This window comes from Glutamicibacter creatinolyticus (genome assembly GCF_006094275.1).
Classification (GTDB): domain Bacteria; phylum Actinomycetota; class Actinomycetes; order Actinomycetales; family Micrococcaceae; genus Glutamicibacter; species Glutamicibacter creatinolyticus.
The window spans coordinates 2803791-2829947 of sequence record NZ_CP034412.1 but is presented as its reverse complement, the minus strand read 5'-3'; the positions used below and the strand labels follow the sequence as shown (position 1 = coordinate 2829947).

General features: G+C 68.0%; 23 protein-coding genes. 10 read left to right on the top strand and 13 right to left on the bottom strand.

The window, feature by feature from the left end:
- Positions 1-35: 35 nt before the first annotated feature.
- From GcLGCM259_RS13020 to GcLGCM259_RS12985, 8 genes are all read right to left on the bottom strand, one after another.
- On the bottom strand, positions 36-1364 hold the full coding sequence (locus tag GcLGCM259_RS13020; protein ID WP_138926869.1) for a hypothetical protein: 1329 nt from the start codon (positions 1362-1364) through the stop codon (positions 36-38).
- 254 nt (positions 1365-1618) lie between these two features.
- Positions 1619-2323: an SDR family oxidoreductase gene (locus GcLGCM259_RS13015; protein ID WP_138926868.1), complete on the bottom strand. Its 705-nt coding sequence runs from the start codon at positions 2321-2323 to the stop codon at positions 1619-1621.
- Positions 2324-2382: 59 nt separating this feature from the next.
- On the bottom strand, positions 2383-3762 hold the full coding sequence (locus tag GcLGCM259_RS13010; RefSeq protein ID WP_138927261.1) for a PfkB family carbohydrate kinase: 1380 nt from the start codon (positions 3760-3762) through the stop codon (positions 2383-2385).
- Positions 3762-4412 (bottom strand): D-sedoheptulose-7-phosphate isomerase, encoded by a 651-nt coding sequence (locus tag GcLGCM259_RS13005; RefSeq protein ID WP_138926867.1) that lies wholly within the window; start codon positions 4410-4412, stop codon positions 3762-3764. Before GcLGCM259_RS13005 ends, GcLGCM259_RS13010 begins: the two co-directional genes overlap by 1 nt.
- Entirely contained in the window at positions 4412-5662 is a 1251-nt protein-coding gene (locus GcLGCM259_RS13000; RefSeq protein WP_138926866.1) for a glycosyltransferase, read from the bottom strand. Before GcLGCM259_RS13000 ends, GcLGCM259_RS13005 begins: the two co-directional genes overlap by 1 nt.
- A complete protein-coding gene (locus GcLGCM259_RS12995; RefSeq protein WP_138926865.1) occupies positions 5659-6672 on the bottom strand; it encodes a glycosyltransferase in 1014 nt (337 codons plus the stop codon). Before GcLGCM259_RS12995 ends, GcLGCM259_RS13000 begins: the two co-directional genes overlap by 4 nt.
- Entirely contained in the window at positions 6669-7757 is a 1089-nt protein-coding gene (locus GcLGCM259_RS12990) for a glycosyltransferase family 9 protein (RefSeq protein WP_138926864.1), read from the bottom strand. The genes GcLGCM259_RS12995 and GcLGCM259_RS12990 overlap by 4 nt, the downstream gene beginning before the upstream one ends.
- Complete coding sequence (locus tag GcLGCM259_RS12985; RefSeq protein WP_138926863.1) at positions 7754-8320, bottom strand: D-glycero-alpha-D-manno-heptose-1,7-bisphosphate 7-phosphatase; 567 nt, start codon at positions 8318-8320, stop codon at positions 7754-7756. Before GcLGCM259_RS12985 ends, GcLGCM259_RS12990 begins: the two co-directional genes overlap by 4 nt.
- Before the next feature lie 161 nt (positions 8321-8481).
- On the opposite strand from GcLGCM259_RS12985, the gene GcLGCM259_RS12980 reads away from it, so the two are divergent.
- Entirely contained in the window at positions 8482-9495 is a 1014-nt protein-coding gene (locus GcLGCM259_RS12980; RefSeq protein ID WP_138926862.1) for a glycosyltransferase family 9 protein, read from the top strand.
- A 21-nt stretch (positions 9496-9516) separates the two neighbouring features.
- Here GcLGCM259_RS12980 and GcLGCM259_RS12975 read toward each other — a convergent pair whose 3' ends face one another.
- The 3 genes from GcLGCM259_RS12975 to GcLGCM259_RS12965 all read right to left on the bottom strand — a co-directional run bounded on the left by GcLGCM259_RS12975 (position 9517) and on the right by GcLGCM259_RS12965 (position 12250).
- Positions 9517-10239, bottom strand: a complete 723-nt coding sequence (locus tag GcLGCM259_RS12975) for a hypothetical protein (protein ID WP_246049598.1) — start codon at positions 10237-10239, stop codon at positions 9517-9519.
- Between the two features lie 18 nt (positions 10240-10257).
- Positions 10258-11052, bottom strand: coding sequence for a sigma-70 family RNA polymerase sigma factor (locus GcLGCM259_RS12970; protein WP_138926861.1), 795 nt, complete (start codon positions 11050-11052; stop codon positions 10258-10260).
- A 496-nt stretch (positions 11053-11548) separates the two neighbouring features.
- Positions 11549-12250, bottom strand: coding sequence for a PepSY domain-containing protein (locus GcLGCM259_RS12965; RefSeq protein ID WP_175419428.1), 702 nt, complete (start codon positions 12248-12250; stop codon positions 11549-11551).
- Between the two features lie 474 nt (positions 12251-12724).
- Between GcLGCM259_RS12965 and GcLGCM259_RS12960 the strand changes: the two genes are divergently transcribed.
- From GcLGCM259_RS12960 to GcLGCM259_RS12940, 5 genes are all read left to right on the top strand, one after another.
- Entirely contained in the window at positions 12725-13210 is a 486-nt protein-coding gene (locus GcLGCM259_RS12960; RefSeq protein WP_054821614.1) for a nucleoside deaminase, read from the top strand.
- 368 nt (positions 13211-13578) lie between these two features.
- Positions 13579-15090 (top strand): xanthine dehydrogenase small subunit, encoded by a 1512-nt coding sequence (locus tag GcLGCM259_RS12955; protein WP_138926859.1) that lies wholly within the window; start codon positions 13579-13581, stop codon positions 15088-15090.
- A complete protein-coding gene (gene xdhB, locus GcLGCM259_RS12950; RefSeq protein ID WP_138926858.1) occupies positions 15087-17447 on the top strand; it encodes a xanthine dehydrogenase molybdopterin binding subunit in 2361 nt (786 codons plus the stop codon). Before GcLGCM259_RS12955 ends, xdhB begins: the two co-directional genes overlap by 4 nt.
- On the top strand, positions 17444-18310 hold the full coding sequence (gene xdhC, locus GcLGCM259_RS12945) for a xanthine dehydrogenase accessory protein XdhC (RefSeq protein WP_138175679.1): 867 nt from the start codon (positions 17444-17446) through the stop codon (positions 18308-18310). Before xdhB ends, xdhC begins: the two co-directional genes overlap by 4 nt.
- A gap of 142 nt (positions 18311-18452) precedes the next feature.
- The gene (locus GcLGCM259_RS12940) at positions 18453-19997 is read left to right on the top strand and encodes a nucleobase:cation symporter-2 family protein (protein ID WP_171021176.1); all 1545 of its coding nucleotides are present in this window, start codon (positions 18453-18455) and stop codon (positions 19995-19997) included.
- Between the two features lie 107 nt (positions 19998-20104).
- On the opposite strand, the gene purB is transcribed toward GcLGCM259_RS12940, so the two are convergent.
- Positions 20105-21511 carry an adenylosuccinate lyase gene (purB, locus tag GcLGCM259_RS12935; protein ID WP_138926857.1) on the bottom strand — a complete coding sequence of 469 codons (1407 nt, stop codon included), beginning with the start codon at positions 21509-21511 and terminating at the stop codon, positions 20105-20107.
- A 161-nt stretch (positions 21512-21672) separates the two neighbouring features.
- On the opposite strand from purB, the gene GcLGCM259_RS12930 reads away from it, so the two are divergent.
- Both GcLGCM259_RS12930 and GcLGCM259_RS12925 read left to right on the top strand, forming a co-directional pair.
- Positions 21673-21942, top strand: a complete 270-nt coding sequence (locus tag GcLGCM259_RS12930) for a hypothetical protein (RefSeq protein WP_054821497.1) — start codon at positions 21673-21675, stop codon at positions 21940-21942.
- 2 nt (positions 21943-21944) lie between these two features.
- Positions 21945-23297: an alpha/beta hydrolase family protein gene (locus GcLGCM259_RS12925; protein WP_138926856.1), complete on the top strand. Its 1353-nt coding sequence runs from the start codon at positions 21945-21947 to the stop codon at positions 23295-23297.
- Positions 23298-23306: 9 nt separating this feature from the next.
- Here GcLGCM259_RS12925 and GcLGCM259_RS12920 read toward each other — a convergent pair whose 3' ends face one another.
- Positions 23307-23690, bottom strand: a complete 384-nt coding sequence (locus GcLGCM259_RS12920; RefSeq protein WP_138175687.1) for a phage holin family protein — start codon at positions 23688-23690, stop codon at positions 23307-23309.
- Positions 23691-23772: 82 nt separating this feature from the next.
- On the opposite strand from GcLGCM259_RS12920, the gene GcLGCM259_RS12915 reads away from it, so the two are divergent.
- Together GcLGCM259_RS12915 and pdhA are read left to right on the top strand one after the other, a co-directional pair.
- The gene (locus GcLGCM259_RS12915; protein WP_138926855.1) at positions 23773-24888 is read left to right on the top strand and encodes a histidinol-phosphate transaminase; all 1116 of its coding nucleotides are present in this window, start codon (positions 23773-23775) and stop codon (positions 24886-24888) included.
- A 119-nt stretch (positions 24889-25007) separates the two neighbouring features.
- Positions 25008-26153, top strand: a complete 1146-nt coding sequence (gene pdhA, locus GcLGCM259_RS12910; protein WP_175419427.1) for a pyruvate dehydrogenase (acetyl-transferring) E1 component subunit alpha — start codon at positions 25008-25010, stop codon at positions 26151-26153.
- The last annotated feature ends 4 nt before the right edge of the window (positions 26154-26157 follow it).

Sequence of the window (26157 nt, the reverse complement as noted above, 5' to 3'; positions counted from 1 at the left end):
CCGCGTCATTGAGTGCCGCTAGCGGAACGACGCCGCTACCGGGCGGTGTTCTTCCGGGCCAGGCGCAGGAACACGCCGCCAAGAAGGATCACCAGCAGGCCGGCACCGGCGGCGAGCACGCCGCCAAACCCGGTGTCGGCCAGCGCGGCATCACTTGCCGGGGCCTTGGCCTGAGCGGCGTCTTCGGTGTCGACCTTGTGCGCAACGGCTGCGCCGACGATCGTGGCCTCCGGCGTCTTGGCGGCTTGTGGTGACGCATTGCTGGAGGGCTTCACCTCACCCTTGCCCTTGTCGTTGCCGCTCTCGGTCTGATCGCCGAAGTACCAGGCGAGGAAGTCCTCAAACCAGGCAGCGTCCTCGCCCTCCAAGAGCTCCCGGTAGCTTTCGATCAGTTCCTTCAGCTCGGCCTCGCTTTGGGCCATATCGAACTCGATGCCGAGGAAGATCCCGAGCAGTCCCCTACCCTGATCGGTGCTGAAGAACTGCTCCCACTGTGCTTCGTCCCAGCTTTCGCTGCCTTCCGGCAGCAGGCGCAGCACCTCATCGAGCCAGGCCTGTTCTTCATCGGAGAGGTCCGGGTCCTCGATGCTGGACTGTTCCAGGTATTCATCGACGAGACGGTCCCATTCCCGGCCCTGAGCAGTCTTGAAGAAGGCCTCCCATTGTTCTTCCGTCCAATTTTCATCGACCTGGGGGAAGCGTTCATCAAGGTAATCCCAGAACGCGTCCTCGTCGTCGAAGGACACGCCATTGACGTTGGCCGCGAAGAGGGATGCAAGATTCCTTGTGTCATCCCCACGGGTTTCCGCGGCCGGTTCCGGTGCTTGGTTCAGCTTTTCCTGCTTCTTCGGCACCGGCCCACCCTCCGATTGGGCGGCGGGGACATTCTTCTCCGCGGACCCGGGAACCTCGGTGACCAGCGAGTTGTCCTCATCTGTCGTCCCGGAGCCGTTTGCCGGGGCCTGATCCGTGGTGGGCTGATCCGCAACGGTGGGTGCGGCGGATTCTGCCGGTCCCGGTTCGGTGCGCTCTGTCTCGGTACCGTTCTCGGCTGGTGCCGCGGTTTCCTCAGGCGAAGCGGCCGGGTCGGTTGCAGCTTCAGCCGGCTCGTTCTCCGGCGGGGCCTGCTCGCTGGCAGCCGCTGTCACCGGTTCAGCCACGTCGGCCGCGCTCAGTTGTACCGGTTCCGACGGCACCGGAAGGGCGGCCGGTGCATTGGCCGCCGGTTCCTGGAGGGCGCTTGATTCGGCCGCAATTGCGGTGGGGGACTGCACGGTTTCGTCGGCCTGCGCCGCAGCGGGCGACAACAGTAGGCCCGAAACGACGGCGGTGGAGAGGAGCGCTCCGGAGACGCGAGAGGTCATGGTTTTCCTGTTCTATACGCAAAGACAGCGGCTGGGACTGCGACCCTTGAAAGGTGGAAGAAAAGGCCCCGGCCGATCGCGTGCTCTTGAAGTGAACGCGTGACAAAGATCAACCTAGCGTACTTATTACCCGGCACAAAGCAGACGCAAAGAATGACTTGAGCCGCCGGTCTGTTTCAGTTACGGACGCAGCCCCGCACCAACGGGTGCGGGGCTGCGTCCTTGCCTTCAATGAGCGTGGTTGGGGCCGCTCTTTACGGCCAGGAATCCTCACCTTCGTGGCAGATCAGCAGTTCGCGCACCTCGCAGCCCCGCGGCTGGGAGAGCGCGAACAGGATGGCGCCGGACACCCGCGAGGGGTCATTGAGCCGGGAGTTGTCCGCCGGGCGGTACTGCTCGGTGCGGTCATCGAAGAAGTGGGTGTCCATGCCGCCGGGGATGATCGTGGTGACCCCCAGCCGCCCGGCCGTTTCGGCGGCCAGCGCCTTGCTGAACCCGAGCACCCCGAACTTCGAAGCGCAGTAGGCGGTCGCATCCGAAACCCCGCGCAGCGCCAGGGTCGAGGCGATGGTCACCAGACGCCCATGGCTTTTCTCCAGGTGCGGCAGCGCGGCCCGCGCCGTGGAGACCGTGCCGAGCAGGTTGACCCCCAGCACCAGCTCCCACTGGTCCGCCGGGACCTCATCCAGTTTGCCGCAGCGGTCAATGCCGGCGGCGGTCACCACCGCGTCCAACCCGCCGTCCGCGGCCGCCTGCTCGACGGCGTGCTCCACCGCTGAACGGTCGGTGACATCCACTTCGTAGTACTGCGCCTGGGCCTCGGCCGGCGCCTGGATGTCCAGCACCACCGGGGTGCCGCCGGCCTCGGCGACCGCCTTGGCAACGGCGGCGCCCAGCCCGGAGCTGCCGCCGGTGATCAGTACGCGTCCGGGATTGTGCTTCTGGTTGTCCTGGGACAAAACTAACTCCTTGCGGTAGTGGTTGTTCGGTATTCTTGTGCCGCTGATCCTGGTCGGGGCTAGCCGACCCGGGCCAGCGCGGCTGCCAGCGACGTGGTGGAGCGCGCCACCCGGTAGGGGACGGTCACGCTGCGCCCGCCCCAGGATTCAATCAGCGGGGTTTCCGGCAGCGTCTGCGCGTCGTAGTCCCCGCCCTTGACCCAGATATCTGGCCGGATCTGTTCCAGCACCGCGTGCGGGGTGTCCTCGTCAAAGATCACCACCGCGTCCACGCAGTCCAGGGCCAGCAGCAGCTCGGCTCGGTCGTCTCCGGCAATGATGGGTCGGGTGCTGCCCTTGAGCCGGCGCACCGACTCATCCGAGTTCAGCAGCACGATCAGGCAGTCACCCATCGCCCGGGCCTGCTGCAGGGTCCGGGTGTGCCCGGCGTGCAGCAGGTCAAAGCAGCCGCCGGTGGCGACCACGGTCCCCTCTGCACCGCGCACCTGTTCAATGACCCGCCACGGGTCCGGTTCCCCGGCCACCGTGCCCACGTCCATCGGCCGCGCCGTGGCGGCCGGCAGCTCGCCCAGCGCCGCGACCCCGCCCGAACCGAGGAACCCGGCGGCGGCATCCACCGCGGTGGCCACCGCCTCGGGCAGCTCCTGGCCCTCGGCCAGGGCCACCGCGAGCGCGGAGGCGAACCGGTCCCCGGCGCCGCAGGGGTCGTGGGCGCCGACCTGCGGGGCGGGAAGCCGCACCGGCTGCCCGTCCTGGTGCTGCAGCAGGGCGCCGTGCTCACCCAGGGTGACCACGACCGGGCACCCCCACTCGGTGTGCAGCGCAGCGGCCGCCGCGGACGGTTCCTGGGCCGGTTCGGTGCCCAGGGCGCCGGCGAACTTCAGGGCCTCCGAGTGGTTCGGGGTGATCGCGCTGCAGCCGGGCACCGGCCGGGCCCCGGCCGGGTGCGGGTCCCAGACCACCGGGTGGGTTTCGGCCTTGGCCTGCAGGGCCGCGCGGATGCGCGGGTTCTCCACCACCCGGCGCCCGTAGTCGGCCACCACCACGGCGTCCGCCCCGGCGATGGCCCCGAGCATGGTGCTGGTGGCCTGCGGCACCGGCGGCAGGGCACAGCCCTCGTCAAAGCGGACCACGCCCTGGCCGTTGGCGCGCACCCGGCTCTTGACCGGGGTCGGTGCCCCCGAGGGCCCGCAGGCCAGTTCCAGGCCCGCCAGCGCCCCGCGCAGCCGGTGCGCGGCGGCGTCATCCCCGAGCACGGAGACCAGCACCACCTGGTGCCCGTCCCCGGCCAGCATCCTGGCCACCAGTCCGGCGCCGCCGGCCCGGTAGCTGTCATCCTGCACATCGACCACCGGCACCGGGGCGTCGGGGCTGAGCCGGGTGGCCTGCCCGGACAGGTCGCGGTCCAGCAGCAGGTCACCGACGACGGCGATACGCATCATTGCCACGCTCCCTTCGAGGCCTCACGCTCATGCGCGGCGATGGCCGCGTCGAAGACCCGGCAGATCGCGTGGATGGCCACCAGGTGGCATTCCTGCACGCTGGCCGAGGGGCCCTGGATTTCCACGCTCTCATCGCACAGGTCGGAGAGCCGGGTGGGGCCCTGGCCGACCAGCGCCCAGGTGGCCAGGCCCGCCTGGCGGGCGGCCTGGGCGGCCTGCAGCAGGTTGGGGCTGCGTCCGCTGGTGCTCAGCAGCAGCAGCACGTCCCCTTCCCGGCCGTGGGCCCGCACCTGGCGGGCGAAGGACTGATCGTAGCCGTAGTCGTTGGAGATTGCCGAGAACGCGGAGGTCTCGGCGTGCAGCGAGATCGCCGAGTAGGCCCCGCGCTCCCCGTCGAAGCGGCCCACCAGTTCGGCGGTCAGGTGCTGGGCCTCGGCGGCCGAACCGCCGTTGCCGGCGACCAGCAGCCGCTGCCCGGCCGCCAGCTTCTGGGCCAGCACGGTGCCCCAGCGGGCCAGGGTGTCAGCCGAGCCGCGCAGTGAGCTGACCGCCGGGGCCAGCGCGTCCAGGTGGCCGGTGACCAGCCGCGCCGCCTGCGGGGCGCGCACCGTGTCCAGGTTGATTGCCGCATTGACTGCCTGTTCCATTACTGTGCCCTTCCCATCATCCGTTCTTCGCGTGCCGCCGAGGGGCGGGAGACCAGCTGGCCGTACACCCGTTCGGTGTCGGTGGCGATGCGCTGCCAGCTGTAGCGGGTGACCGCCCGTTCCCGGCCGGCCGCGCCCATCCGGGCCGCGAACTGCTCGTCGTTCAGCAGCCGCTGCAGTGCCTGGGCCAGGGCGGCCTCATCCCGCGGCGGGATGTGCAGCCCGGTGACCGAATCCACCACGGTGTCCACCAGCCCGCCCACGGTGCTGGCGATCACCGGCACCCCGCAGGCCATCGCTTCCAGCGGCACGATGCCGAAGGGCTCGTACCAGGGGTCGCAGACCACGGCGTTGCAGCTGCGGATCAGCTGCGGCATCTGCTCGCGCGGCAGCTGGCCGCGGAAGATCACCTGATCGCCCACGCCCAGCTCGTTGGCCAGGTCCCGCAGCCGGGCGGCCTCCGGGTCGGATTCCAGGGATCCGGCGCCGCCGGCCCCGCCGATGATCACCAGTTCAATGTCGGTGATGCCCAGCTTGGCCAGTTCGGCCAGGGAGGCGATGACGGTGGCCACGCCCTTGCGCGGCACCAGCCGCCCAATGCTGGCGATACGGTAGCGCCGGCCGCGGGCCTCGGCCGGGCCCTGGGCGGTGAACAGGTCGGTGTCCACCCCGCACGGCACGATCGAGATGCGCTGGCCCTCGGCGCCCATGGCGCGCAGCTCGAACACCTCATCGGAGCAGGTGGCCACGATGCAGTCCACATCCTGGGCCACGGCCGGCTCCATCCAGGAGCGTTCCTCCGGGCTGGTGTCCGCCGCCCCCTGGTGGCGGCGCTTGACGGTGCCCAGCGCGTGGAAGGTCTGGGCCACCGCCACCGGCGCCTCGGCCAGGCGGGCGGCCTGCAGTGCGGCCAGCCCGGACATCCAGAAGTGCCCGTGCACCACCGCCGGGGGTGTGGTGCCCCAGTCGGCGGCCACCGCGCGGGCCAGTTCCCCCATGTAGGGCAGGATCAGGTCCTTGGAGATCGGCTCGGGCGGCCCGGCATCCACGTGCACCACCTCGAAGCCCTGGCACACCTGTACCCGTTCGGGCAGCTGCGGATCATCGCGGCGGGTGTACACGCTCACCTGGTGCCCGCGTTCGGCCAGCGCCGTGGACAGGGCCGCAACATGCACGTTCTGCCCTCCGGCGTCCACGCCGCCGATGGCGGCCAGGGGGCTGGCATGCTCGGAAATCATTGCGATTTTCATGGGGTTGATCCTTCCGTCAATTCTTCGGCAAGCTGCGTGGAACGCACATCGCCAACCTCGGCCAGCACGGTGTCCCAGCGGGTCAGGAACCGCTGCAGGCCGTAGTGCTTCAGCGCGAATTCGCGCGCCGCCCGGCCGCGGGCCACCGCCTCCTGCGGGTCGTTGAGCAGCACCCGCGCGGTGCGCTGCAGTTCGGCGACGTCGCTGCTGACCATCCCGGCCTCGGGCGGTACCGCCCGGAACGCCTCGGTGGCCCCCAGCGCCAGCACCGGCATGCCCAGGTGCATCGCCTCCAGCAGCGCCAGACCCAGCGAGGTCCAGCGGAAGGGGTGCAGGTAGGCGCGGGCCTGGCCGAGCATCCCGTGCAGCTGGGCCGGGTTCACGTCCCCGCGGATGATCAGCTGCCCCTCGGGCAGCTGCAGGGCCTCGGGCAGCTTCTTGGTGCCGATCCCGTACACCTCCAGCGGGGCGATCTGCGCGAAGCCGGGCAGCAGGTCGGTGCCGGTGACCCGCCAGCGGCGCACCGGTTCGTTGATCGCCACCCCCAGGGTCGGGTTCGTGCCGGTGTACTGGTAGCCCGGGTCCACGATGCCGTGCTCAATGACCAGGGTGCGGGCCCGCCCGCAGTCCCAGAACAGCCGGTTGAAGTGGGTGACGTGCACGATCGGGATGTCGCTGCGCTCGGCCAGCGGGTGCACCGAGTTCGGCACGTTCCCGCTCTTGGGGGTGTTGTGCTCCAGGAAGACCGCCGGCAGCTCGCTGCCCGGCGCCCGGCCGGTGAGCCGGTGCACCTCGGCCAGCTCCTCGGGCCGCTGCAGCACCACCACGTCAATGTGTTCCTCGGCCAGCTGCTCCTGGCTGACTTCCCTTACCGAGGCCGGCCAGTCCCGGCCCCCGGTGCCCAGCCCCCAGGCGTCACGCTGCGCGTTGACCGGGACCAGGTATTCATGCGGTCCGTGCACGAAGGAGTCCATCCATCCGCCGTGCACATGCCAGATCAGGATTTTCACGATCTCTTCCTTTCGTTCTCAACGACCTCGTTGCTGCGGCGCAGCTGGCGGCGGGTGGTGAAGGACGCGACGCCGGAACCCAGCCGCTGCACCGCGGCGAACACCTCTTCGGGGGTGACCTGTGTCAGGCAGGGGTGGCCAGGGACCGGACATTCGCGGGCCCGGCTCAGGGCGCAGGGGGCCTGCTGGTCCCCGAGCAGCTCCACCGCCACCTTGTACGGCGCCCAGCGGATCGCCGGGACCACCGGGGAGAACAGGCTGGCCACCGGGGTGCCCACGGCAGCGGCCAGGTGCGCGGGCCCGGTGTTGCCGGTGACCACCACCTCGGCCCCGGCCAGCACGCCGCCCAGGGTGTGGAAGTCGGTGGCCCCGCCCAAGTCCAGTCCGGCGGTGCCGGCCACGGTGGCGGTCAACTGGCGTTCGGAGGGGCCGCCGGTGACCACCGGCAGCCAGCCGGCCGCGTCCAGCAGCTCCACCAGCGCCGCGTGGTGCAGGGCCGGCCAGGTGCGCGCCGGCACGGCGGCGCCCGGGTGGATGACCACATAGGGTTTGGTTCCGGTCAGGTGCCGGGTATCGGGGATGTCCCGCACCGCCAGCGCCCCGTCATCCCCGGCAGGCAGCCGGTAGCCGGCGGCCTCGGCGATCCCCAGGGCGCGCAAAGCCTCGGGCTGGTCCTCGGCAAAGTCCTCGCCGGGGCGCAACCGCACATCCAGCAGCGAGCCGGGATAGTCGACCGAGGCCCCGGTGATGCGCGGCACCCCGGCCAGGCGCAGCAGCAGCGCGAGCGGCAGCGGGGACTGGTGGAAGGAGGTGAGGATGAGCGCCTCGTCGAATTGCCGTTCGGCCAGGAAGTCACGCAACGGCTGCAGGTGCTCATCGGTGGCCGCCGGTGCCGGGGCGGTGATCCAGGGACTGTTGAAGGTGAAGACCTCATCCACTCCCGGCAGGGAGCGGGCCGCGGCCTGGCCCTGCGGGCCGCACAGGTAGCTGACCCGGGTGTCGGCGGCGGCGACGGCGCGCACCGCAGGTCCGCTGAGCAGCACGTCCCCGGCCGAGTCCAGCCGGGCCACCAGTACCCGCCTCATGCCCGGCCTCCCGCGCCCTGGTCGGCCGGGGCCGGGATCCCGCCCAGCAGCCGCATGGCCTCGGCGAGGCTGCCGGCCACCAGGTCGGCATCGCGTACCTCCTCGGGCCGGGTGACTGCGGTGGGCACCAGCACCCCGCGTGCCCCGGCGGCCTTGGCCGCCGCGACGTCCGCGCCGATGTCCCCGACCACGGCCACCTCCCAGGGCTCCAGCCCCAGTTCCTCGCACGCCCGGTGCACCATCCCGGGGGCGGGCTTGCGGCACCGGCAGCGGTCCTCGGGGCCGTGCGGGCAGAACTGGAACGTGTCAAAGGGGCCGAGCAGTTCACTGACCCGGGCGTTGACCGCGGCCACCTGCTCTGCGCTGATCAGCCCGCGTGCGATGCCCGACTGGTTGCTGATGACCCCGCAGCGCACCCCGGCCGCGCGCAGCGCCTGCAGCACCTGCCCGGCGCCGGGCACCGGCCGCACCAGATCGGGGTCGCCGTTGTACGGCACGTCCACGACCAGCGTGTCATCGCGGTCGAAGAGCACCGCCCGGGGAAAAACTGTTTCATTGCCCATACGACCTGAGGTACCCGTCACACCGGGGGATAATCAGCCGAGAAGAACTTCTTTGGGTTCTCCCAGCTTCTGTGAATTTTTAGGAAATGTGTGCTTCCCTTGGGATTTGCCTGAAACCGTATGGCACAAACCGGTGCCGGTCAGCGACGGATCGCCGGGAAATGCCGCACGGATTGGGCTGTACTCAAGCGTCGCGAAAGGAGCACCCGGTGGGTGAGAAGAAGGATGAAGTGCTGGTGTTGCGGGCACTGAAGCTGGGCGACCTGCTGGTCGCGGTCCCGGCCCTGCGGGCGCTGCGCCGCGCCTTCCCCGAACACCGGATCACCTACGCCGCCCAGTCCTGGCTGCGCCCCATCGTGGACCTGGTGGGCGGCATCGAGCTGCTGGACACCCACGGCCTGGACGTGCCCATCGACCGGGCGCCGGGCAGCGTGGATGTGGCGGTGAACCTGCACGGCAACGGCCTGGAGAGCCGTTCGCGCATCGCCGCCCTGGAGGCCAACCGGGTGATAGGTCACCGGGCCGACGGCCAGCAGGGCCCGGAATGGGACCCGGATGCCCACGAACGGGTGCGCTGGAGCCAGCTGGTGCAGTGGCATGGCATCCCATCCGACCCGGCCGACTACTTGCTGCTGCGCCCCTCCGCGCCCAGCCCGGCCCCCGGGGCCGTGGTCATCCACCCGGGCGCCGCCTACGGCAGCCGGCACTGGCCGGTGGAGCGCTTCGCTGCGGTCGCCGGCACCCTGCACGAGGCCGGGCACCAGGTGGTGTTCACCGGCAGCTCCTCCGAACGTCCGCGCGCGTTGGCCGTGGCGGAGGCCTGCGGGCTGGGGGAACAGGCGGTGCTGGCCGGCACGCTGGGGCTGGACGAGTTTGCCGCCCTGGTGGCCGAGGCTGCCTGCGTGGTCTCGGCCGACACCGGGGCGGCCCACCTGGCCTCCGCCTACCAGGTGCCCTCCGTGGTGCTCTTTGGCCCGGCCCCGGTCTCCTCCTGGGGCCCGCCCCCGGGCCCGCACGTGGTGCTCACCGATGAGAGCCTGCGCCGCGGGGAAACCTTCGCCACCGACCCCGACCCGGCCCTGCTGGCGGTGCAGAGCGAAGATGTCATCCAGGCGCTGCGGGGACTGGGGATCCTGCAGGACGCCGGTCGCGCGCAGATACTGCCGGGCAGCTAAGCGCCGTCCGGGGCCCGGGACCTAGCGCTGCTCCGGTTCCTGGCCCATATTCCGCTCGGCCGCTTCCTCGCTGCGCAGGAAAAACGCGCCCAGCGACCCGGCCAGGGTGGCGAACACCGCGACCGAATACACGGCCAGCACCACCTGCAGGATCCGGGAGAAGGGGTCATCGGCGCTGATGCCCGAACCAGTGATGGTGGCCATGGCGGTCTCAAACAATGCCGTGGAGTACCGGGTATGGGAGCCCATTGCGTAGAGCAGCTGGCTGGCGGCCAGGATGACAATCGCGGTGAACGCGGCCAGCCAGGCGATCCGGCTGCTCAGCAGCCTTCCGGCCGACCTGGAGCCGCGCACCCCGGCGGATACGATCCCGCCCAGCCGGGCCACCCGCAGGGTGCGCACCGCCTGCAGGGCCCTGACAAAACGCAGGAACGGCACCAGCAGGAACAACACCTGCCACCAGTTGTGCCGCCAGAACGTTGCCTGGAAGCGGGCGATATACGCGCGCAACAGGAACTCCAGGACGAATACGACCCAGCAGATCCAGCCGGTAACGGCCAGTGCCTGGGCCCAGCGCGGTTCGGTGACCACCAGCTGCCCGAGCACCACAAAGAGGAAGAACACTCCCAACAAGCCCATGGGCTTATCCAGCCGGTCGGCCAGGTGCTCGGCGGCCCGGATCCGGGCTGCGCCCCGGTCCGGGAGGGCCGGATGCAATTCCCGGCGGTGCTCACGTGGTGCCACGGTGGTGCGGCGCCGCCCTTAGGCGACCCGGGGCCGGTGCTGGCGTGCCCGGGTGCCGCGCTCGCCGGCCGTGTGCGGAAATTGGGCAAGGATGTGGCGCTGCAGCTTTTGCAAGATCCGGGCCAGCGCCCGGGAGACCTGCACCTGGCTCATCCGCATCCGTTCACCGATGCGCTGCTGGCTTTCGTCCTCGAAATAGCGCAGGCGCAGCATCAGCTTCTCATCGGGGTCCAGCTGACGCAGGGCCCCGGAAAGCATCAGTGAATCATCCAGTGCCGCGAACTCGTCATTGCAGGCATCGGGCAGCTGTTCTTCCAAGGTGCGCCCGTTGTGCACCACATCCAGCGAATCCGGGTGGCGGCCCGATTGGGACACCACCGCCTCGGCGACCCGGGGGATCGGCTGGCCCAGGTGAGCCGCCAGTTCATGCAGACGCGGTTCACGGCCCAGCACCTGGCACAACAGCGGATGTTCACGCCGGATTTCTATCTGCAGCTCCTGGACTTCGCGCGGCGGCTGGATCACCCAGGAGTGGTCGCGCAGGTAGCGTTTGAGCTCCCCGGTGATGGTGGGGCGGGCGAAGGCCACGAAATTGGAGTTCAGGCGCGGGTCGAAGCGGCGGGCCGCCTTGACCAGGGCCAGTCGGGCCACCTGGATCAGGTCCTCCAGGTCCGGGCCGTGCTGGCCCATCTGCCGGGCAATGCCGTCGGCCAGCGGCAGGTATTCGTGCACCGCCTGCTCCTCGGTCGCGGTGCGCAGCGCGCCCTTGGGGGCGGTGGCGGTGCCCACCTCTGCGCTCCGGTGCTGTGTCACTGGCTTCCTTCCCTTCCTGCTGCTGGCGCCTGCTGTTGCGGCCGAACCGTACCGATTACTGGTCTCGGTCCCCGATGGCCGATGGATTTTTCGGGATGCTCCGCGGCTTCCGTTTCATCCCGCCAACAAGCTAGCCCCCTGCGCCAATCGGCGGGGAGCGCTTTAGGAGAGTTCTAAGGTCGCCGTCCTGCGGGGAGCGCAACGCGGGCCGGCGCGGTGCCGGGGCGGGCGGGGAGGGACACTGCTGCTTCCCCGCAAACAAGCGCTTCGACGCTGGAAGAGAGTGCGGCTTTGAAGAGCTAGCGCATTTGCGCCGTTTTGCCAAGGGTGCCCGGCCGGTTCTGTGTCGGGCCCGTGGCCAGGCGAGCGGCAACAGCGGTCAAAGGCACAGCCATGCCCTGTCCCCAAGGGGAACAGAGCATGGCTGTGTGGGCATTGTGTACGTCCCCTTGGTCCGGCCCATCGCCGGCGGCGGGGAACCTGACCGCTAGGGGGCTTAGTCGTCGCCGGGAACCAGCTTTCCGCTGATGGCATCGACCTTGATCTCGCGGTCCTCGTTCGCGCCGTCCGGGGTGATGTCGAATTCGTAGCGCGGCCCGGCGGACGTGCCCTCCAGCTTCCACTTGTTCACCGCCCCGGCCTGCTCCTGCTGTGCGGTCTTCATCGCATCGTCCAGGGAGACGACCTTGTCCAGGTCCAGGCGCTTCTTGTCCTTCTCGGTGCCGCGCTCATCATCATCCAGGTCATCGGTTTCCTCATTGATCACTTCCCCGGAGTTCGCATCAATGTGGGTCTCGTACTTCTGGGTGTCGTTGATGATCTCGACCTTGTAGGCATACCGTCCGGCGTCATTGGCCTCCAGCTCAATCTTCGAGACCTCGCCGGAGAACTTCTTCTTCGCGCTGTCCACCGCATCCTGCCAGGACGTGTCGAAGCTGGTTTGGGACAGGTCGCTCTTCTGCGAACCCGGACTCTGCGATTCCGGGCTCTGCGTGGCCGAACCGGTCGAGGAGGCGGAGGACTGCGAGGCATCTTCGGTGGGGGACGCGCTGGTGCTGGGTGCCGCCGCCTGGCTGTTGGTGGCCGTCGTTGGTTCGGGACTGTCACCGGTGTTGCCGGAACATCCGGAGGCCAGCAAGGCAGTGGCGAACGCGAACGTGAGCACTGTCGTGGTCTTCTTCGTGGCACTGGTTTTCATGATTCGCTCCCTAATTCCCTGGGAAGGCCCAACATTAAAAATGCGGGACTTCATGTCTCGGATCGGTTCATTGCCGGGTCGCCGCGGGAAGCCCGCCGCCGGGTCATCCCCCGGCCGGTTCACCGGCCTGGTCGCGCGGTGCCGCCTTTAGCGGGCACCCAAGGCCATGTTTTCCACTGGTTCCCCGACAGGTCAAGCACCGGCGGGACTCTGGCAGTCAGCGTCCACCTGGCGTTCATCCGCTGGCCGTACCGGTGCCATGCGTCCGGGTGTGCACCGGTACGACGAAGCGAGGTAACGACACAATATGGCGTGGCTCACAGTGGACTGCTACCCTCGGATCATGGCTACGGCGGGCCCCGGATCAGGGGCTATCTACCGGGCATGCTGTTGAACCTACCGAGTTGGTGGGCTGAGTTGCTGTCCGTATCCGGCGGCATGCCGGCCTGCCGTGCGAGCCGCGAGGAGCCCCAGATGAGTGCGACCATTGCCGACCAGAAGTACCTGTCAATGGCCATTGACATCGCCAGTAACAATGTCAAAAACAGCGGCGGCCCCTTTGGCGCGCTGATCCTGGCGCCCGACGGGCGCACCTTTGAAGGCGTCAACCGGGTCACCGCGAACAACGACCCCACCGCCCATGCCGAAGTGGTCGCCATCCGCGCCGCGGCCGAGCAAATGGGCACCTTCACCCTGGCTGGCTGCATCCTCTACACCAGTTGCGAGCCCTGCCCGATGTGCCTGGCCTCCGCGCTCTGGGCCCGCGTCGACCGGGTCGTATTCGCCGCGGACCGCCATGACGCCGAACGCTCCGGCTTCGATGACGCGGTGTTCTATGACTACTTTGGCCCCGATTCGGATCGCTCCCTGATGCCGGTGGAACGCCAGCTGTTCGAGGCCGAAGAGCACCTGCAGCCGTTCGAGATCTGGGATGGCCTGGAAGTACGCACGGAATACTAAGCCGTCGCTGCCGGCAGGCCGCTGGCGTCACGAACGTCCTCCGGAAGCAGCGAACCATGGTGCACCAAAGCCTGCTGTGATATGCTTCACAACAATCGTTTGAAATCGATTTCTCGCGATCCGAAATTTCTTGGAGGACCGTCATGGGTGGATCCGTTGTCTGGGCGAAGGGACAGATTGCCCACGGAGCTTAACGGCGCCAGCGCGCCGCCAGCCAGTTTTCCGTTGAGTCATTGAACTCCGGCCACCCAACTGGTGCCCAGGCCGCTGCCTGCCCCTTCGCCGAACGCGTTGCCCCGGCGAAGATGACCACCAGCTCACTTTCACCCACTGTGCTTCCCTCTCTGGGGAAGTAGGAGGCAAGCGGCATGACCGCCGAGATCACTGAACAAACCCGGTGCCAGGTCACCGTTAATGGAACCGCCCGCGAATTCACCGGCCCACCGCACACCAACGCGCTGAACTTCCTGCGCGGCGAGGGGCTGACCGGAGCCAAGGAAGGCTGCGCCGAAGGCGAATGCGGCGCCTGCGCCATCCTGGTCGCCCGCCCCGACGGGCAGGGCACCCGCTGGACCGCACTGAACTCCTGCCTGCTGCCGGCCGCGGCGCTGGACGGACAGGAAGTGCTCACCGCGGAAGGCCTGGGTGGACCGGGCGACCTGCACCCGGTCCAGGAACAGCTGGCCGAACGCGGCGGCTCCCAGTGCGGCTACTGCACGCCCGGATTCGTATGCAGCATGGCCGCCGAATACTACCGCCCCGAACGCGCCGAACCGTCCCGGAACGCCGAACACGACGGCCAGCTGGCCGAGCACGAATGCGGGCCCAACGGCTTTGACCTGCATGCCCTGTCCGGCAACCTGTGCCGCTGCACCGGCTACCGTCCGATCCGGGACGCCGCCTACGCGCTGGGGCAGCCGGAGGCCGGGGACGAACTGGCCCTGCGCCGTCAGCAGGCCGCACCGGCACCGGCCCTCACCGACCTTTGTAGGGCCGACACCCCCACCGGTGAACCCGGACGCTATCGCCGCCCGGCCAGCCTGGAGCAGGCGCTGCAGATCCTGGCCGAGGAACCCGACGTGCTGCCCATTGCCGGTGGCACCGACTGGGGTGTGGAGGTCAACCTGAAGGGGGCCCGGGCCCGCTCGCTGCTGGCCATCGACCGGCTGGCCGAACTGCGCCAGATCCAGGTGCGCCAGGACCGGATCGTGATCGGCGCGGCCTGCACGCTGAGCGAATTGGAACGCGGGCTGGCCGGGCGCGTCCCGCTGCTGGGCCAGCTGTTCGGGCAGTTCGCCTCCAGGCTGATCCGCAACGGGGCCACCATCGGCGGCAACCTGGGCACCGGCTCACCCATCGGGGACACCCCGCCGGCGCTGCTGGCCCTGGAGGCCGAACTGGTGCTCAGCTCCACCGCCGGGCAGCGGATGGTGCCGCTGTCCCAGTACTTCACCGGGTACCGGCAAACTGTCAAGACCCCCGAGGAACTGATCACCGTCATCAGCATCCCGTTGCCGCTGGCGCCGTTGACCTCCTTCCAGAAGATCGCCAAGCGCCGCTTCGATGACATCTCCAGCGTCGCCATCGGCTATGCCGTGGACGTCCAGGACGGGGTCATCACCAAGGCCCGCATTGGGCTGGGCGGGGTGGCCGCCACCCCGCTGCGCGCCACCGCCACCGAGGCCATGCTCGAAGGCCGCCCCTGGCAGCTGGAGACCCTGCACGCCGCGGCCGAGGTCATGGCGCAGGAGGGAACCCCCATGGATGATCACCGCGCCAGCTCAAACTACCGCAAGGCCATGCTCGGCTCCTCCCTGGAGCGCTTCTTTGCCCAGCAGCTTGGCCGCACCCCAGCTTTGAAGGGAGAGCACCACTCATGAGCCAGCTATCGCAGCGCCCCACCGGGGCCATTGTCGGCGAAAGCCACCCGCACGAATCCGCTCTCGCGCACGTGACCGGCACCGCCCTGTACACCGATGACCTGTACCAGCGGATGGTCGGCGTGCTGCACGCCTACCCGGTGCAGTCCACCCATGCCCACGCCCGAATCCTGAGCCTGGACCCCACCCCGGCCCTGAAGGTCCCGGGTGTGGTCAGGGTCATCACCGCGGCGGACATCCCCGGGGTGAACGACCAGGGCACGAAGCATGACGAGCCGATGATCCCACCCGAAGAAGTCATGTTCTACGGTCAGGCGGTGGCCTGGGTTCTCGGTGAAGACCTGGAGGCCGCCAAGGCCGGGGCCGCCGCCGTTGCGGTGGACTACGAGCCGCTGCCCTCGCTGATCACGTTGTCCGAGGCGATTGCCGCCGAAAGCTTCCATGGCATCCAACCGGTGATCAACAAGGGTGAGCCCGGGGCCGCGCTGGCGGAGGCGGCACACGTGTTCGAGGGGGACTTTGAGTTCTCCGGGCAGGAACACTTCTACCTGGAAACGCAGAACTCGCTGGCCTACGTGGATGAGGGCGGGCAGCTGATGATCCAGTCCTCCACCCAGCACCCCACCGAAACCCAGGACATCGTCTCGCACGTGCTGGATCTGCCGGCCCACCAGATCACCGTTCAGGTGCTGCGCATGGGCGGGGCGTTCGGCGGGAAGGAAATGCAGTCCCACGGCTATGCGGCCCTGGCCGGGCTGGGGGCGCTGCTCACCGGCCGGCCGGTGCGGGTGCGCCTGGACCGCACCCTGGACATGACCATGACCGGCAAACGCCACGGCTTCTACGCCAGCTGGAAGATCGGGTTCGACCAGGACGGCCGGATCCTGGGGCTGGATGCCACGCTGACCTCCGATGGCGGGTGGAGCCTGGACATGTCCGAACCGGTGCTCACCCGCGCGCTGTGCCACATCGACAACGCCTACTGGATCCCGAACATCCGGGTGCACGGGCGGGTGGCCAAATGCCACAAGACCTCCCAAACCGCGTTCCGCGGCTTCGGCGGGCCGCAGGGCATGCTCATCATGGAAGACATCCTGGGCCGGGTGGCACCGCAGCTGGGGATCCCGGCGCGTGAGCTGCGCCGGCGAAACTTCTACACCCAGGGGCAGGACACCCCCTACTACCAGCCGGTGCGCCACGCCGAGCGCATCGACGCCGTGTGGCAGCAGGTACTCGACGAGGCAGATATCGTCCGCCGGGAAAAGGAAATCGCCGAATTCAATGCCGGCACTGAGCACACCAAGCGTGCGTTGGCGCTGACCCCGGTCAAGTTCGGGATCTCCTTCAACCTCACCGCCTTCAACCAGGGCGGGGCCCTGGTGCTGGTCTACAAGGACGGTACCGTGCTGGTGAACCACGGCGGCACCGAGATGGGCCAGGGCCTGCACCAAAAGATCCTGCAGGTCGCCGCGACCAGCCTGGGGGTGCCGCTGTCCACGGTGCGCATCGCCGCGACCCGCACCGACAAGGTTCCCAACACCTCGGCCACCGCAGCCAGCTCCGGCAGCGACCTGAACGGCGGGGCGGTGAAGGACGCCTGTGAACAGATCCAGGCCCGGCTGGCGCAGGTCGCCGCCGTGCAGTTGGGCGTGCCGGCCCATGAGGTCCGCTTCCAGGGCGGGATCATCACCGGCCTGAGCACCAAGAAAACCCTGGAATGGGGCGAACTGGTGCGCACCGCCTACTTCCAGCGCATCCAGCTCTCCGCCGCCGGCTTCTACCGCACGGAGGGGCTGCACTGGGACCTGGGCGCGATGCGCGGGGAGCCATTCAAGTACTTCGCCTGCGGGGCCGCCGCCACCGAGGTGGAGGTCAGCCGCTTCGACGGCTCCTACACGGTGCGCCGCGTGGACATCGTGCACGACGTGGGGGACTCGCTCTCCCCGATGATCGACGTGGGACAGATTGAGGGCGGGTTCGTGCAGGGCTTGGGTTGGCTCACCCTGGAGGACCTGCGCTGGGACACCAGCGACCGGCCCACCCGGGGCCGGCTGGCCACCCAGGCGGCCAGCACCTACAAGATCCCCAGCTTCTCCGAAATGCCCGAGACCTTCAATGTGGCCCTGCTGGACAAGGCCCACGAGGAAGGGGCGGTCTACGGCTCCAAGGCGGTGGGTGAACCGCCGTTCATGCTCGCCTTCTCCGTGCGGGAGGCGCTGCGCCAGGCGGTCGCGGCCTTCGCCGCTGCCGGAACCGGGGTGCAGCTGGCCTCCCCGGCCACCCCGGAAGCCGTCTACTGGGCCATTGATGCGGTCCGCCAGCGCGCCGCATCCCCGGCGGTGAGCCTGACGCCATGACCTGGATCCAGGATCTGTCCCGGCTGCGTGAGCAGCGCACCCCGGCCGTGCTGGTGACCGTCGCGGCCGTGCGCGGTCACGCCCCGCGCGAGGCCGGGGCCAAGATGGTGGTCACCGCCGAGGCGATCTTCCAGACCATCGGCGGCGGCAACCTGGAGATGAGCATGATCACCCGGGCCCGGCAGCTGCTGGCGGAGGGAAGCAGCGAACCGCAGATGTTCACGCTGCGGCTAAACGACAAGGCCCCGGCCACCTACGGCCGGCAGTGCTGCGGAGGAGAGGTGACCATCTTGCTTGAACCCCAGGCGGTGCCCACCGCGGTGGCGATCTTCGGGGTCGGGAACGTGGGCATGGAACTGGCCCGCATCCTGGCCCGGCACGACATGGAACTGTACCTGAGCGACTCCCGGCCCGAACAGCTGGAGCAGTTGGCGGCCCTGGAACCCCCGGTGGCCCGCCTTCACGCCCAGCCGGCGCTGCTGGGGGAGGAGGTCCTGACCCGTTTGCCGGCCGGAACCCATGTTTTGATCATGACCCACGACCACGCCGAGGACTTCCACCTGTGCGATGCGGCCCTGCGCCGCACGGACCTCGGCTCGGTGGGGCTGATCGGCTCCAATGCCAAATGGCAGCGATTCCGCAAAAACCTTGCGGCCAGCGGCCATGAAGAGCACGACATTCAAAGAATCGACTGCCCCATCGGGCTGCCGCAGGTGGCCGGGAAAACCCCGGCCACCATCGCGGTCAGTGTCGCCGCCGACCTGCTGGCCCGGCTCAGCCGGGCGGCAGCACCGACCAACGCCACAGAACCAACGTCCCACACGGACAGCCACCCAAGGGCCGAACAACCAGCGGCCTGCTGATAACCCAATAACCCGTCTTCAACGCCCGGTCTTGAGGAGCCGTGCGCTCTTTGGCGATGCCAAAAACACCGGCAACACCCCTTCTACCGTCTTCACCATTCACCGTCATCACCAACCACACCACCATCACTAGGAGGTCATAGTGGGTGCACTACAAGGCAAGGACATCAAGGGCAGACGCCCGGAAGATGAGAAGCTGCCGCTGGGCCGCAGCTTCGCCTATGGTCTGCAGCATGTGCTGACCATGTACGGCGGGATCATCGCCCCGCCGCTGATCGTTGGCGGGGCCGCCGGCCTGAGCAGCGCCGAAATCGGTGTGCTGGTGGCCAGCTGCCTGTTCATCGGCGGGCTGGCCACCATCCTGCAGACCATTGGCATCCCGTTCTTCGGGGCCCAGCTGCCTCTGGTGCAGGGGGTCTCCTTCGCCTCGGTCGCCACCCTGGTGGCCATCGTCAACGGCGGTGGGGGCATGCCTGCGGTCTTCGGCGCGGTGCTGGTCGCCTCGCTCATCGGGTTCATCATCGCCCCGTTCTTCGCCCGGATCATCCGGTTCTTCCCGCCGGTGGTCACCGGCGTGGTGATCACCATGATCGGACTGTCGCTGACCCCGGTGGCGGCGAACTGGGCCATGGGCGGGGACGCGAGTGCGCCGGAATACGGCAGCCTGGCCAACATCGGGCTGGCCGCGCTGACCCTGGCCATCGTCCTGCTGCTGTCCAAGATCGGTTCCCCGGGCATCTCCCGGCTCTCGATCCTGCTGGCCATCGTCATCGGTACCATCATCGCGGCACTGACCGGGATGGCGGACTTCTCCAAGGTCGGCGAGGGCGCGTTCTTCGCCTTCCCGCAGCCGCTGGCCTTCGGCTGGCCGGTGTTTGAAATCGGCGGGATCATCTCGATGACCATCGTGGTGCTGGTGACCCTGACCGAAACCACTGCCGACATCCTGGCGGTGGGTGAGATTGCCAAGACCAAGGTGAACTCAAAGCGCATCGCCGACGGGCTGCGCGCGGACATGGCCTCCTCGGTGCTGGCCCCGATCTTCAACACCTTCACCCAGACGGCGTTCGCACAGAACGTGGGCCTGGTGGCCATCACCGGTGTCACCAGCCGGTTCGTGGTGGCCGCCGGCGGCGGCATCCTGGTGGTCCTGGGCCTGCTGCCGGTGCTGGGCCGGGTGGTGGCCGCGGTGCCGGCACCGGTGTTGGGTGGCGCAGGCATCGTCCTGTTCGGCACGGTGGCCGCCTCGGGCATCCGCACCCTGTCCAGCGTGAAGTATGACGGGCTGAACCTGGTGGTGGTCGCCGCATCCATCGCGTTTGGCTGCCTGCCCATCGTCAGCCCCGGCATCTACCAGAACTTCCCGGAATGGTTCGCCACCATCTTCGACTCGGGGATCTCCTCGGCCGCCCTGATGGCCGTGCTGCTGAACCTGTTGTTCAATGAGATGAAATTCGGGACCCCGGCCAAGGACGCCTCCGTGTTTGCCGCCGCTCCACCGCGCATGGTGCGGGAGGAAGAAGTGTGCGGCCTGCTGGACGGGGACTACTTCGCCTCCGGAAAGTTGGTCGACAAGGACGGGTACGAGGTACCGGTGGTCACCGAGGAGGAACTCCAGCAAATCCAGACCGGGGCGCTGCCGTTGCCGGAGCCGCGCAGGTTCCAGGCCGAGGTCGAGGAACGGTAAGCGGCGCGGGTCCGGCCCGTGAGAACGCCGAGACCCGGACCAAACCCGTGGGCCGGGCGCCTGAGAACAGGCGCCCGGCCCACGGGTCTTAACGGCTGCTGCCGGGTCTACTTCAGGTGATCCACCAGCTGGGCGGCGATCCCGTTGTAGGTCCCCGGGGTCAGCGCCTGCAGACGCTGTTCGGCCTCTGCCGAGAGCCCCAGCTCGCCCACGAATTCCTTCAGGCGGGCGGCGTCCACGCGGTGTCCGCGGGTCAGGTCCTTCAACCGCTCGTACGGGTTGTCCATGCCCTGGACCCCGGCGATGGCCTCGGCACGCATCACCATCTGGATGGCCTCGGCCAGCACCTCCCAGTTGTGGTCCAGGTCCTCGGCCAGCACGGTCTCGGCAACATCCAGGCGATCCAGGCCCTTGGCGACATTGGAGATGGCCAGCAGCGAGTGTCCCACTCCGGTGCCGATGTTGCGCTGCGAGGAGGAATCGGTCAGATCGCGCTGCCAGCGGCTGGTGACCAGGGTGGCCGCCAGGGTGTCGAGCACCCCGTTGGAGATCTCCAGGTTCGCCTCGGCGTTCTCGAAGCGGATCGGGTTGACCTTGTGCGGCATGGTGGAGGAGCCGGTGGCCCCGGCCACCGGGATCTGCACGAAGTAGCCGATGGAGATGTAGCTCCAGATGTCGGTGCACAGGTTGTGCAGGATCCGGTTGAAGCGGGCGATGTCCGCGTACAGTTCCGCCTGCCAGTCGTGCGACTCGATCTGGGTGGTCAGCGGGTTCCAGGTCAGGCCCAGGTGTTCGACGAAGGACTTGGACACCTGCTGCCAGTCGGCGCTGGGCACCGAGGCGTAGTGGGCGGCGTAGGTGCCGGTGGCGCCGTTGATCTTGCCCAGGAACTCGGTCTTGGCGATGCGCTGAAGCTGACGGGTCAGGCGCCAGGCCAACACGGCCAGTTCCTTGCCCAGGGTGGTCGGGGTGGCCGGCTGGCCGTGGGTGCGCGAAAGCATCGGCACCTCGCGGGACTCCTCGGCCATCTTGGTCAGCTGGGCGACCAGGTCGCGGGCCGCGGGCAACCAGACGTTTTCGATCCCGCCCTTGATGCCCACCGCGTAGGAGAGGTTGTTGATGTCTTCGCTGGTGCAGCCAAAGTGCACCAGGGGCTTGAGCTGAGCAATGCCGATGCCCTCCAGACGGTTGGCAATGTAGTACTCCACGGCCTTCACGTCATGCACGGTCACGGCCTCGATCTCGGCCAGTTCCTTGACCGAGTCGGCGTTGAAGTCGGTGACGATCTTGCGCAGCGCGGTCTTCTGCTCATCGCTCAGCGGCGAGGTCCCGGGCAACACCGAATGATCGGTGAGGTGGATCAGCCATTCAATCTCAACATGGACCCGGTCGCGGTTCAGGGCCGCTTCGGAGAGGTAATCGACCAGCGGGGCGACCGCCGAACGGTAGCGGCCGTCGAGAGCACCAAGTGCCAACGGTTCATTTGCAAGGGAAGTGCGCGCATTCTCAGACATGCCCATATTCTTTCATCACTTGTGGCCAAGCACATCTTTTACGCCGCCCCACACCCTCCACAACCCGCGGGCTGGGACCGCCCGCAACGGCGGGCAGCACCCATGCTGGGTCAGAACGGGAGGTGAAGCCCGCAGAACTTTCACACTGGAGGTGCACGGCAATGTTCAACGCAACCTTGGATTCGGTGGGGGCCGCCCTGGCCGAAGCCCGGGAAGCCGCTGATTTGGCGATCCGGGAATTAACGGCAATCCATGCCCTGACATGGCACACCGAGACCGGGCAGGCTTTCATCCGGCGCAGCGGCGAGCTTGCGGCGGAGATCAACCGGCTTTGCGGACACATCACCCAAACCCAGGACGAGCTCCTTGCGGCCCGCCGCGAACTTGATGAACTGGAGACCCGGATCCTGCGGCTGCAGCTGGCGGCGTAGCCATGGGCTATGAGATCAATTACAGCGAAAAGGATTACGCGGCCGCCGCACACGGCTGTGCCCGCGCCGCCGAGGCGCTGCACCGGGTGCAGCAGCTGCTGGCCTCCACCCAGGGCAGGATCCTGCTCAGCGCTGCCGAGGCCAGGCTCACTGCGGCTCAGGCCGGACTGGCCCCACCGCTGGTGCATCTGACCCAGCTGGCCGAGCTGGTGCAGCAGGGCACGGCTGCCGCCAACGACGCCCAGGGCAATGCCGGGGAATTGGGGACAAGGGTGGGGCAGGCGATGGACAACGCTCGGGCCGCGGAGCACCGGGTTGTCACCCTGCTGGCGCTGCTGAGTTCACCGCGCACCATCACCGAATTCGTCGGCGAGTGGTGGAGCACCCGGGGCAGCCCGCCGCGGGACAGCACCGAGCGGATGCTGGAACTGCTCGGAGCGCTGCTGCGGGCCCCGCTTGACCCGTTCAATCAACCCGACCCGCACCAGCGCCAAGTGGATGAATTCCTGGAAGACCTCACCCGCGTCTTGGATGGGAATCAGCAGCTGCCAGTGCAGCCCATCCGGATCCGGCACAGCGAAGCATTGCCTCCCCTGGAATTGGACGGAGGCCTGGAGGGCTACTACCGGCTGCAGGCCGAGGTGCTGCGCCAGGAGTCACGGATCCTCGTCGGCAAGACATTGCAGGATGGTGAGGAAACCTTCGTGGTGATCCTTCCGGGCACCCACGGCGAGCTTGGGGAGCAGAACCCTTTTGACGCCCGGGGAATCCTGGATTCGTTGGGCCAGGATTCCGGGAACTATATTCCTCCGGTCCTGCAGGCGCTGCGGCAAAGCGGTGCACGGGAGGGCAGCCGGATCATCTTCAGCGGCCACTCCCAGGGCGGGGTGCACGCGGTGAACCTTGCCAAGAACCCGCTGATTGGTCAGAAGTTCAAAGTCCAAGCGGTGCTCACCCTCGGAGCGCCGATCGGCAACGTGCAGTTGCCGCAGCAGATTATGGCGCTGCACGTGGAGGACGCCTCCGACCCGGTCCCCGGGCTGGACGGGCGCGCCAACCGGCGCCGGCCCCGGCAGCTGACGGTGACCTTTCGTGGGCCGGAGAACCCCGGGGTGTTGCCCAAGGGCACCTTCGGGCCCGGGCATACACTGCAAAATTACGGGAACCATTTGCGGCAGCTACAGCGGCAACCGGCCCGGGATCTATCCCCGGTGCTGCGCGGATTGCGCTTTGAACCGGGCCCGATGCAGCTGCGCGGGTTCACCTTGCGACGCATCCCACCGGAACGTCCCAAGACGCCCACTCGTAGGGACGAGAATTACCGCAAACTCGGGCAGATCGCCCCACCACGTTAGGGCCGCTGGCTACCGTTCAATCAGGGCGAAACGCCCCAGGATCGCCGAGACGATGGAGACGATGATCGTGCCCCAAATCGCGTCCCACCAGAAGGCGTTGACGCTGAGCCCCACCGGTAGGAACTGGGTCAGCCAGGCAGTGAGCATTAACATGCCGGCGTTGATGATGATCGTGAAGATCCCCAGCGTCAAGCAGGTCAGCGGCAGCGACAGGAAGGCGATCACCGGGCGGATCAGCGCATTAACCAGCCCGAAGACCAGCGCGACAACCAGGTAGGCGATGACCCGCGAGAACGTGGTGTCCTCGGCGGGAATGACGTTGATGCCCGGAACCACCCAGACGGCGGCGGCCAAGGCCAAGGCGTTGACGATGACTCGTAGCAGGAAGCTCATGGCACTAGCTTTTCACATTCACCGGGGTATGAGCTGGAAAAACACCATGCCCGCCGGGGCTGCGCACCGATAAGCTGGCTTCATGAGTGAGAACCCCGTAACCCATGATCCGGTGCAGCCCCGTCCCGTGGTTGCCCGGTTGCCGAAATATGCCGCAGGGAAGCCGCCGGTGCAGGTGCCGGGGCTGACCCCCTACAAGTTGGCCTCAAACGAGAACCCCTTCGGGCCCTTGGAGGAGGTTCGCCAAGCCATTGCCGCCGAGGCCTACATCAACCGCTACCCGGACACCGCCTCCACCGAGCTGTGCTCCCAGCTGGCCCCGATGCTGGGCGTGCCGGCCGAGGACATCGTCACCGGCGCCGGGTCACTCGGTGCCCTGACCCAGATCCTGGCCACCTTCGCCGGCGCCAACGAGGACGGAATCCAAGATGAGGTGATCTTCGCCTGGCGTTCCTTTGAGGCCTACCCCATCGTGGTGCAGACCGCCGGAGCACTTCCGGTCCCGGTGCCGCTGCTGGAGGACGGACGCCACGATCTGCAGGCCATGGCCGAGGCCATCAACGAGAACACCTCGGTGATCCTGCTGTGCACCCCGAATAACCCGACTGGTCCGATCCTGACCCAGCGGGAAGTCGATGACTTCATTGCCCGGGTTCCGAAGAATGTGCTGATTGTCCTGGACGAGGCCTACACCGAGTTCGTGCGCGACTCGCAGGCGGTGGACGGGGTGAAGACCTACCAGCAGCACCGCAACGTAGTGGTGCTGCGCACCTTCTCCAAGGCCCATGGCCTGGCGAACCTGCGCGTCGGCTACTCGATCTCGCAACCCGAAATCACCAACTACATCCGCCTGGTCGCCACCCCGTTTGCGGTTTCCAGCGTGGCCCAGCAGGCGGCGATCGCCTCGCTGAAGCACCTGGACCAGGTGATGGCCCGGGTGGACTCGCTGGTGGAGGAACGCGAACGGGTTGTGGCCGGGCTCAAGGAGTTGGGCTGGAAGATCCCGGTGACCGAGGCGAACTTCGTCTGGCTGCCGCTGGCGGAGCGGACGATGCAGTTCGTGGCGCTGGCCGAGGAACGTGCGCTCTCGGTGCGCGGCTTCGCCGGTGAAGGGGTGCGGGTTTCGATTGGCGAGGTCGAGGCCAACGACCGCTTCCTGGAACTATGCCGGGAGAATGCGGGATTGCTAACCCCGTAGAACCGCGCCAAATCTCGCAATTGGCACGGCGGTGCCGCTAGGCTTGATCCCAGGACAAGCCGTATATGTCTCATGCGGAATGTATTCCGCATGAGGCATATTTGATTGAAGGGAAACGCATGCCCTCTAGTGCAGCCGAGGCATCGGATCAGGAGTTCATCCAGTTACTGACTCCGGACGGCAAACGGCACTCCCATGAGTTCTACGATGCCTACCTGCAGGATGTGGACGAGCAAATGCTGCGGGACTTCTACCGCGACATGGCCCTCACCCGCCGCTTCGATGCGGAGGCCACCGCCCTGCAGCGCCAGGGGCAGCTGTGCCTGTGGGTTCCGCTGCGCGGGCAGGAAGCAGCGCAGATCGCCTCGGGCCGGGCCACCCGCCCGGGGGACTACATCTTCCCCACCTACCGCGAACACGGGGTGGCGCTGACCCGCAACGTCGACTTCTCCGAAATGCTGCGCCTCTTCCGCGGCATCTCCGGCGGGGGCTGGGATCCGCGGGAGAACAACTTCCACATGTACACCATGGTGCTCGCCGCCCAGCTGCCGCACGCCACCGGATACGGCATGGCGGTGAATCTGGAACAGCACGACTGGGATGAGCAGCGCCGCGCCACCGAGGGCGAGGCCGTGATGGCCTACTTCGGTGACGGGTCCTCCACGGAGGGTGAGACCCACGAATCCATGGTCTTCGCCGCCAGCTTCAACGCCCCGGTGGTCTTCTTCTGCCAGAACAACCAGTGGGCCATTTCCGTGCCGTTCGAGGTCCAGTCCAAGGTGCCGCTGGTGCAGCGCGCCGCCGGCTATGGGATGCCGGGCCTGCAGGTGGACGGCAACGACGTGCTGGCAGTGCTGGCCGCCACCCGCTGGGCGCTGGAGCACGCGCGCAGCGGCAAGGGCCCGGTGCTCATCGAGGCGATCACCTACCGCCTGGGCGCGCACACCACCGCCGATGATCCGACCAAGTACCGCCAGAGCGCGGAGGAGCAGTCCTGGGACCCCAAGGACCCGCTGGTCCGCCTGGAAACCTACCTGCGCGAGCAGGGGCTGGTGGATGACGAGTTCTTCGAGCAGCTGGCCCGCGACGGCGATGAGATGGCCGCCCGGGTGCGCAAGGACGCCATGGCCTTCCCGGTCCCGTCCCTGGCCGAGGTCTTCGAGCACGTCTACGCCGAGGCGCACCCGCTGGTGAAGGAAGAACTGCAATGGCACCTGGAGTATGAAGCAGGATTCGCCGACCAGGCCGGAAACGAGGGCAAGTAACCGT